8 protein-coding genes are annotated in these 8,741 nt (G+C 68.6%); all 8 read left to right on the forward strand.

The features are described 5' to 3' along the window. Positions 1-274 precede the first annotated feature (274 nt). Entirely contained in the window at positions 275-1,057 is a 783-nt protein-coding gene (locus DM816_RS06905) for an electron transfer flavoprotein subunit beta/FixA family protein (protein WP_117209307.1), read from the forward strand. Between the two features lie 17 nt (positions 1,058-1,074). Beyond that, the gene (locus tag DM816_RS06910) at positions 1,075-2,022 is read left to right on the forward strand and encodes an electron transfer flavoprotein subunit alpha/FixB family protein (RefSeq protein WP_117209308.1); all 948 of its coding nucleotides are present in this window, start codon (positions 1,075-1,077) and stop codon (positions 2,020-2,022) included. Between the two features lie 25 nt (positions 2,023-2,047). After that, a complete protein-coding gene (locus tag DM816_RS06915) occupies positions 2,048-3,172 on the forward strand; it encodes a cysteine desulfurase family protein (RefSeq protein ID WP_117209309.1) in 1,125 nt (374 codons plus the stop codon). A 209-nt stretch (positions 3,173-3,381) separates the two neighbouring features. Continuing rightward, on the forward strand, positions 3,382-4,449 hold the full coding sequence (gene mnmA, locus DM816_RS06920; protein WP_117209310.1) for a tRNA 2-thiouridine(34) synthase MnmA: 1,068 nt from the start codon (positions 3,382-3,384) through the stop codon (positions 4,447-4,449). Between the two features lie 281 nt (positions 4,450-4,730). Beyond that, positions 4,731-5,714 (forward strand): uroporphyrinogen decarboxylase/cobalamine-independent methonine synthase family protein, encoded by a 984-nt coding sequence (locus DM816_RS06930; protein ID WP_246001657.1) that lies wholly within the window; start codon positions 4,731-4,733, stop codon positions 5,712-5,714. Then, positions 5,711-7,765: an NAD-dependent DNA ligase LigA gene (ligA, locus tag DM816_RS06935; RefSeq protein WP_117209312.1), complete on the forward strand. Its 2,055-nt coding sequence runs from the start codon at positions 5,711-5,713 to the stop codon at positions 7,763-7,765. Before DM816_RS06930 ends, ligA begins: the two co-directional genes overlap by 4 nt. A 322-nt stretch (positions 7,766-8,087) precedes the next feature. Then, complete coding sequence (locus DM816_RS06940) at positions 8,088-8,528, forward strand: hypothetical protein (RefSeq protein ID WP_117209313.1); 441 nt, start codon at positions 8,088-8,090, stop codon at positions 8,526-8,528. Beyond that, positions 8,515-8,741, forward strand: a 227-nt coding sequence (locus DM816_RS43645; RefSeq protein WP_211588576.1) for a hypothetical protein, incomplete at its 3' end; no start/stop codon positions are given. The genes DM816_RS06940 and DM816_RS43645, both read left to right, overlap by 14 nt.

The following is an 8,741-nucleotide window of genomic DNA, read 5'->3' on the forward strand; positions in this document are numbered from 1 at the left end:
TACGGACAACGCTTTTGGCGACCTGCTTAAGGCGCCGTCTTCCCTCCCGATCTCGACCACTTCGTGGATCAAAGATCGCTCAGTCCAGACGCCAGCGATGGTCCGCCGGGTCTGGACGCCGACCGGCTCCTGATCGCGGGCCGCTACTCCCGCGTGACCATGATGGCGTGAGGTCTGTCACGATTGGCTGGATTCCGCGGCTACCTTACTCGCAGGTAACATCGGGCGAAGTTAGTCTGCGGTTGATTTGAACGCCCGTTAACTGGAGTTGCGGATGAAGATCGTCGTACTTGTCAAGCAGGTGCCGGATTCCGGCGCCGAACGCAATCTGCGCGCGGAGGACAACACCGTCGACCGCGCCTCCGCCAACAACGTGATCAATGAGATGGACGAGTACGCCCTTGAAGAGGCGCTGCGCATCCAAGAGGCGCACGGCGGTTCGACGGTCACCGTGCTGACCATGGGACCCGAGCGCGCCACCGAATCGATCCGCAAGGCCCTGTCCATGGGGCCCGACGGGGCGGTGCACGTGCTCGACGACGCGCTGTCCGGCACGGACGCGCTCGGCACGAGCAAGGTGCTCGCGGCCGCGCTCAAGCGGCTGGAGCCCGACCTCGTGCTGTGCGGGGCCGAGTCGACCGACGCGCGCGGACAGGTCCTGCCGCACATGCTCGCCGAACGGCTCGGCGTGGCCGCGCTGACCGGGGCGCGCAAGCTCACCGTGGATGGTTCGCAGCTGACGATCGAGCGCCAGACCGAGGAGGGCTACGAGGTCGTGACGGCCGCGACCCCCGCGATCGTGAGCGTATGGGACACCATTAACGAGCCGCGGTACCCCTCCTTCAAGGGAATCATGGCCGCCAAGAAGAAGCCCGTCGAGACATTGACCCTCGCGGACCTCGGGGTGAGCGCCGACGAGGCCGGCTGGGCGGGTGCCCTGACGACCGTCGCCTCGCACGCCAAGCGGCCGCCGCGCAGCGCCGGGGTCAAGGTGACCGACGACGGCGAGGGCGGCACGAAACTGGTCGAGTTCCTTGTGTCCGAGAAGTTCGTCTGAGAGGTCGAGGTCGAATCATGGCTGAAGTACTGGTGGTCGTCGAGGCCTCGGGCGGCACGGTCAAGAAGGTCTCGCTTGAGATGCTGACCATGGCGCGGGCGCTGGGCACGCCGAGCGCGGTGGTGTTCGGTGACGCGGCCGGGCTGGCGGACAAGCTGGGCGAGTTCGGCGCGGAGAAGGTCTATGTGGCGTCGGGTGACGATGTCGAGTCCTATCTCGTGGCGCCGAAGGCAACGGTCCTCGCGCAGCTGGTCAAGGACGTGCAGCCGGCTGCCGTCCTGCTGGGCTCGACCCAGGAGGGCAAGGAGATCGCGGGCCGGCTCGCGGTCAAGCTCGACAACGGCGTGCTGACCGATGTGTCGGCGCTCGAACCCGACGGCACGGCAACGCAGGTCATTTTCGCCGGATCGGCAATCGTGAAGTCGAAGATCCTGGGCGGGATCCCGATCGTCACGGTCCGGCCCAACTCGCTGACCCCGGTCGCGGCTCCCGTCACTCCCGCGGTGTCCAACCTGGACGTTGCGGTGGGCGACGCGGACAGGCTGGCCAAGGTCGTCGAGCGGGTGGCCGAGGCCAAGGGCGCGCGGCCGGAGCTCACCGAGGCATCGATCGTCGTGTCCGGCGGGCGGGGTGTGGGCTCGGCGGAAAACTTCAAGCTCGTGGAGGAGTTGGCCGACCTGCTCGGCGCGGCGGTCGGCGCGTCCCGCGCGGCCACCGACTCCGGGTTCTACCCGCACGCGTTCCAGGTGGGGCAGACCGGCAAGACCGTGTCGCCGCAGCTTTACGTCGCGCTGGGCATCTCGGGCGCGATCCAGCACCGGGCCGGCATGCAGACGTCGAAGACCATCGTCGCCGTGAACAAGGACGCCGAGGCGCCGATCTTCGAACTCGCCGATTTCGGTGTGGTGGGCGACCTGTTCCAGGTCGTGCCGCAGGCCGCCGAAGAGATCCGCAAGCGCAAGTAGGTGTCGGGTTAGGCTTGGCGGCGAGATGGGATACCTTGATCACGCCGCCACCACGCCTATGCTTCCTGAGGCGTTGGACGCCTATGTAGCGACGGCCCGGGAGGTCGGCAACGCGTCGTCGTTGCACGGTCCGGGCCGTCATGCCCGCAAGCTGGTCGAAGAGTCCCGGGAGCGGATCGCCGCCGCGCTTGGGGCCCGGCCCTCCGAAGTGATCTTTACTTCCGGGGGGACGGAGAGCGACAACCTGGCGGTCAAGGGCATCTACTGGGCGCAGCGCGCGCTGGGCCGCAACCGCGTGGTCGCCAGCTCCATCGAGCATCACGCGGTGCTCGATGCCGTGCAGTGGCTGGCCGACCACGAGGGCGCTCTTGTGACATGGTTGCCCGTCGATGAAGTCGGCCGGGTGCAGCCGTTCGAGGCAGGCGATGATGTCGCGCTCGTGACGGTGATGTGGGCCAACAACGAGGTCGGCACGATCCAGCCGATCGCCGAGCTGGCCGCCGGGGTCGGGGCGCCGTTCCACACGGATGCCATCCAGGCCGTGGGGCTCGTGCCGGTGAACTTCGCGGCCAGCGGGGTGTCGGCGCTGTCCGTGACCGGGCATAAGCTGGGCGGGCCGGCCGGGGTGGGTGCGCTGCTGCTCGGGCGCGACGTGTCGTGCACGCCGCTGCAGCACGGCGGGGGACAGGAGCGTGACGTGCGCTCCGGCACGCTCGACGTGCCCGCGATCGTGGCGTTCGCCACGGCGGTCGAGCATGTGGTGGCCGAGCAGGCACACGAGGCGGCGCGCCTGTCACACCTGCGCGACGAGCTCATCAAGCGGGTGCGCGAGGTCGTGCCCGACGCGGTGCTCAACGGCGACCCGGTGGACCGGCTGCCGGGCAACGCGCACTTCAGTTTCCCCGGGTGCGAGGGTGACGCGCTGCTGCTCTTGCTTGACGCGCAACACATCGCGGTGTCGACGGGCTCAGCCTGCAACGCCGGTGTGGCACAACCATCGCACGTGCTGCTGGCCATGGGCGCAGACCCGGTGACGGCCCGTTCGTCGCTGCGCTTCACGCTCGGCCACTCCAGCACCGTCAACGACGTCGACGAGCTGATCGCCGCCCTCCCCGGCGCCGTAGAACGCGCCCGCCGCGCCTCCCGCTGACCACCCCTTTTTCTAGCCGATCATGAACCTACGTCCATGTTGGACGGCGTGCCGTTTCCGAGACTTCATGATCGACGCCCCGTCCACCCCGGCGCTGGGGAGTTGACCATGAAGTTGATGCCGCGACACACCGCCGAACACGGACTAAGTTCATGATCGACCGGAAGGTGAGCGGGCGGGCGGTGTGGGGACCTGGCTAGACTCGATGGGTGCGTGTTCTTGCTGCTATGTCGGGTGGAGTCGATTCGGCCGTGGCCGCCGCGCGGGCGGTCGAGGCCGGGCTCGACGTCACCGGCGTGCACCTGGCGCTGGCCCGCAATCCCGCCAGCCACCGCACGGGCGCCCGCGGCTGCTGCACCATCGAGGATTCGCGCGACGCCCGCCGGGCCGCCGACGTGCTGGGCATCCCGTTCTATGTGTGGGACATGGCCGACCGGTTCCACGACGATGTGATCGAAGATTTTATTTCTGAGTACGCGGCCGGCCGCACGCCGAACCCCTGCCTCCGCTGCAATGAGAAGATCAAGTTTGCGGCGGTGCTCGACCGGGCCGTCGCGCTGGGCTTTGACGCGGTCGTGACCGGGCACCACGCCCGGCTCGACGGCGGGGTGCTGCGGCGCAGCGTCGACCCGGCCAAGGACCAGTCCTATGTGCTGGCCGTGCTGACCCGCGAGCAGCTTGACCGCGCGATGTTCCCGCTCGGCGACTCGACCAAGGAGCAGGTGCGGGCCGAGGCCGCACAGCGCGGGCTCAGCGTGGCCGACAAGCCCGACTCGCACGACATCTGCTTCATCGCCGACGGTGACACGCAGGGCTTCCTGCGCTCGCGCCTGGGCTCCCAGGCCGGCGACATCGTCGATGCCGAGACGGGCGAGGTGCTCGGCAAGCACGACGGCGCATACGGTTTCACGGTCGGCCAGCGCAAGGGGCTCGCCCTGACCCGGCCCGCGCCCGACGGGCGCCCGCGCTACGTGCTGTCCATCACGCCGGTCAACAACACGGTCACGGTCGGCTCCGCCGAGGCGCTAGAGGTGTCCACTGTGGAGGGTGTCCGTCCGGTGTGGACCGGTTCGGCCGTGCCCGATGGCCCGATCGAGTGTCACGTCCAGCTGCGTGCGCACGGCCGGCCCATCCCGGCGGTGGTCGAGCTCGCGGGCGACAGGCTCACCGCCCAGCTGCGCACGCCCGAGCGCGGGGTGGCGGCGGGGCAGGCCATCGTCGCCTACCAGGGCGACTACGTCCTGGGCAGCGCCACCATCACGACCGCTGGGGCCTGAGTCGCCCTCCGGGTTCGTCGGCGTGCCAGACGCCCGCGGCCTTGAGCCTGCTTGTGCCGGCGAACGGCCCTCTCGGTGGAGCTTGCCCACCTGACCCGGCTGATCGTGTTCTGGTCCCCCTTCTGTCGATATTGCACCCTGCCCTCGAAGTAGGTCAGCGCCAACCCGGCCAGCCCGATCAAGACCTCGATCACATCGATGGCTACGGACATGCGGTAAGTGTCCGCAGTCGATGGGCCGGTATCAACAGGCGGAGGTGGTGGCGTGAGTAGGCTTGGGCAATGGGTGAATCGGCGAACGGTGACGTGTGGCGGCCGGGGATGATCGCGACTGGAATCGGGTCGCTGCCAGGCACGGACATCAAAGACGCGCTCGCCATGACATTTGGCGAGCTGCCGGATCTGCCTTATCTGCCGGAGCTTCCCGGGCGCGGGCCGGGCGCAGACATGATCGGGCGCGGCGCGGGGCTGATGGTCGACCTGCCCGTGGAGCTTTATGCCGGGCGTTGGCGGATCGCGTCGCACGGCGGTGCGGATCTGCGGCGCGCGCACGATCTGTTGGAGCGAGATCTTGACGTTCTGACGGAACTGGCGGACGGCTTTACCGGTACCGTAAAAATTCAGGCGACCGGGGCCTGGACCCTGGCCGCGAACCTTGAGTTGCCGCTCGGCGGGTTGGTTCTGAAGGACCATGGCGCGGTGGGTGACCTGGCCACGTCGCTGGCGGAGGGGTTGCGCGGGCATGTCGACGACGTGCGGAGGCGGGTGCCCAAGGCGCACGTCGTGTTGCAGCTTGACGAGCCGACGCTACCGGCCGTCATCAGCGGGCGGGTGAGGACCGAGAGCGGATTGCACACCTATCGGGCGGTCGACGCGGCGCGGGCGAGGTCGGTGCTGCGGTCCATGGTGGACGGTGTGGGCGTGCCGGTGGTCGTGCACTGCTGCGCGGCCGATCCGCCGGTGGCGCTGATGCGCGAGGCGGGTGCCGCGGGTGTGGCCGTGGACCTCACCAAAGTGAAGAATCTCGATCAAATTGGTGAGGTCGTGGACGGCGGCACGGTGCTGTTCGCAGGTGTGACGTCCACCTCTGCGGCGGAGATCGCCGACCGGGTGGGCCGGCTGCTGCGGGACCTCGGATTCGGCCCGGACAGGGACGTTGTGCTCACACCGGCGTGCGGACTGGCGGGTCACTCGCCGAGCGCGGCCAGAGCGGCGCTCAAAGCGTGCCGCGAAGCGTCGGACCTAGTGGTTAAAGTGCTGGAGTGAGCAAGCTTAAGGACCGTTATGCAGAGCTCGTCGCCAAGATCGAGGACGCGCAGCACCGCTACTACGTGACCGAGCAGCCGACGCTGTCGGATGCCGAGTATGACGCGTTGATGAAGGAGCTCGAGCGGATCGAGGCCGAGCATCCTGAGCTGGTCACGCAGGACTCGCCGACCCAGCGGGTGGGCGCGGGCAAGTTCACCAGCTTCGCGGCCGTCACCCACGCCGAGCGCATGATGAGCCTGGACAACTCGTTCAGCGACGAGGAGCTGGCGGCCTGGGCGCGGCGGGTCGAGCGCGACGGGGGCACGTCGGTGCGTTACCTGTGCGAGCTCAAGATCGACGGTCTGGCGATCAACCTCACCTATGAGAAGGGGCGGCTGGTGCGCGCCGCGACCCGGGGGGATGGGATCACCGGCGAGGACGTGACGGCGAATGTCAAGCGCATCAAGCGGATTCCGCACCGGTTGAGCGGCGACCCCATTCCAGATCTGGTTGAGGTACGAGGCGAGATCTTCTTCCCGACGGAGGGCTTCGCTGATCTCAACGCGGCGCTCGTGGCCGCGGGGGAGCGCCCGTTCGCCAACCCGCGCAACGCGGCGTCCGGTTCGCTGCGGCAGAAGGATCCCGCGATCACGGGCAGCCGGCCGCTCAAGCTCATCGTGCACGGGATGGGCGCGCGCACCGGGTTTGAGCCCGCGTCCCAGTCGGAGGCCTATGAGCAGCTCAAGGAGTGGGGGCTGCCGACAAGCGACCGGTGGAAGGTGTGCGACTCGCTCGACGAGGTGCGCGACTACATCGCGTACTACCAGGAGCACCGCCACGACCTGGAGCACGACATCGACGGCGTTGTGATCAAGGTCGACCAGGTGGAGATCCAGCGCAAGCTGGGCTCGACCAGCCGGGCCCCGCGCTGGGCGATGGCGTTCAAATACCCGCCCGAGGAGGCCAACACCAAACTGCTCGACATCCTCGTCAACGTGGGCCGCACGGGCCGGGTCACGCCCTATGCACAGCTGGAGGCGGTGCAGATCAGCGGCGTGACCGTCACCAGCGCGACCCTGCACAACCAGCAGGAGGTGGCGCGCAAGGGCGTGCTCATCGGCGACACGGTGGTGGTGCGGCGCGCGGGAGACGTGATCCCGGAGATCCTCGGGCCGGTCGTCGATCTGCGCGACGGCACGGAGCGCCCGTTCGTGATGCCGAGCAAGTGCCCGAGTTGCGGCTCGAAACTGGCTCCCGCCAAGGAGAGCGACGTCGACATCCGTTGCCCCAATTCGCGCAGCTGCCCGGCGCAGCTCGTGGAGCGCATCTTCTACATGGCCGGGCGGGGCGGGTTCGACATCGAGGTGCTGGGCTACAAGGCGGCCGCGGCGCTCATCGACTGCGGTGCGATCGTCGACGAGGGTGACATCTTCGCGCTCAACGAGGAGATCCTGCTCGGGTGCGAGTTCTTCCGCAACAAAAACGGGTCGCTGTCAAGCAACGGGCGCAAGCTGCTGGACAACCTCGAGGTCGCCAAGACCCGCCCGCTGTGGCGGGTGCTCGTCGCGCTGTCGATCCGCCACGTCGGGCCGACGGCGGCCCGCGCCCTGGCCGACTACTTCGGGTCGGTGGAGGCGATCGAGAGCGCGACGGTCGAGGAGATGTCGGCCGTGGAGGGCGTCGGTGGGATCATCGCGGTGTCGGTGAAGGAGTGGTTCACCCATGACTGGCACCGCGAGGTGGTGCAGAAGTGGCGCGACGCCGGGGTCAACATGGTGGAAGAGGTCAAGCGGGCCGCCGTGGTGGAAAAGGGCCCGCTGACCGGTGTCACGGCGGTGGTGACGGGCACGCTGGCCGCGTGGACGCGCGAGGAGGCGACCGCCGCGCTGGAGGCGTTGGGCGCCAAGGTGAGCAGCTCGGTGTCGAAGAAGACCGGCTTCGTGGTGGTCGGCGAGAACGCAGGGTCCAAATTGGACAAGGCCGAGAAGCTCGGCGTGCCAACGCTCGACGAGCAGCACTTCAAGGCGCTGTTGGAGGATGGCCCCGAGGCAGCCGGGCTGAGCCTGTAGCGCTCGTGCTCTCCGGGCTTTCGCGACGGTCTTGGGTGGGGGTCGGCTGGGCTGAGCCTGTAGCGCTCGCGCTCTCCGGGCTGTCGCGGTGGCGCTGGCCTCCGGCGCTGGGTGAGCTGAGCCTGTAGCGCCCGCAGTGTCCGGGCTTTGCGCGCCGGTCTCGCCTCGGGCGTCGGCCGGGCTGGGCCGAAGCGCGCCGACCGGTCCGGGCCTAACTCGGCGGTGCGCGACGTACGCTATCGCTGGACCTTCCTGGTGGAAATGTCGGGTTCTACCGCTTAAACAGGCCAAAAGTCGTAAGTTGCTCATTATGAGCCGAAAGATGAAAGCAGCGATTGTTGGGCTGAGCATTGGACTCGGCCTCTTCCTGCTCCTGTCAACCAGCCCCGCGCATGCCGGCGTCACCGCGTCCGTGTCGAGCAACGCCGTCAACCTCACCGCGACCGGCTGCTCAGGGGCGGCCGGGGCGACGTTCACGGTCACCGGGCCCGATGGCAAGTCGTTCGAGGTGAAGTCGCCGGGCAGCAACACGGGCGGGTTCACCACGGCCGGATTCCCGCGCGGCACCTACCGGTTCACCGGCAAGTGTGCCAACGGGACGAGCGCCGGATCGGGCACCTTCGTGCTCGCCCCGAGCGGCGCGCCGATGGGCGGCGACGGTGGCCGTGATGGCAACGGCGTGGCCGTGATGGTGGGCGCGGCGATGCTCGGTGTTGCCCTGGCCGGTGGCTTCTTCCTCATCCGCCGACGTGCACGCGTGTGACCGCTGCGGGTCGCCGCTGGGCCCCCGCAAGGGCCTGCTGGACGAGGTGCTCGCGTCGGTCGGGACGATCGCCGCGGCCCAGCGCGACGCCGAAGCGGTGGTCTATCCGCCCCGCTCCCTTCGCGGGTTGATCATGAAGTTGATGCCGCGACGCGCCGTCGAACATGGACTTAAGTTCATGATCAACGGGAGGGGGTGGGTGGGGGTCGTGGG

This window comes from Allorhizocola rhizosphaerae, assembly GCF_003426775.1.
In the GTDB taxonomy this organism is placed as follows: domain Bacteria; phylum Actinomycetota; class Actinomycetes; order Mycobacteriales; family Micromonosporaceae; genus Allorhizocola; species Allorhizocola rhizosphaerae.

What these genes read in the sequence shown, in the direction of transcription:
- DM816_RS06905 (WP_117209307.1), top strand. Translation starts at nt 275, where the DNA reads ATGAAGATCGTCGTACTTGTCAAGCAGGTGCCGGATTCCGGCGCCGAA.
- DM816_RS06910 (WP_117209308.1), top strand. Translation starts at nt 1,075, where the DNA reads ATGGCTGAAGTACTGGTGGTCGTCGAGGCCTCGGGCGGCACGGTCAAG.
- DM816_RS06915 (WP_117209309.1), top strand. Translation starts at nt 2,048, where the DNA reads ATGGGATACCTTGATCACGCCGCCACCACGCCTATGCTTCCTGAGGCG.
- DM816_RS06930 (WP_246001657.1), top strand. Translation starts at nt 4,731, where the DNA reads ATGGGTGAATCGGCGAACGGTGACGTGTGGCGGCCGGGGATGATCGCG.
- DM816_RS06940 (WP_117209313.1), top strand. Translation starts at nt 8,088, where the DNA reads ATGAAAGCAGCGATTGTTGGGCTGAGCATTGGACTCGGCCTCTTCCTG.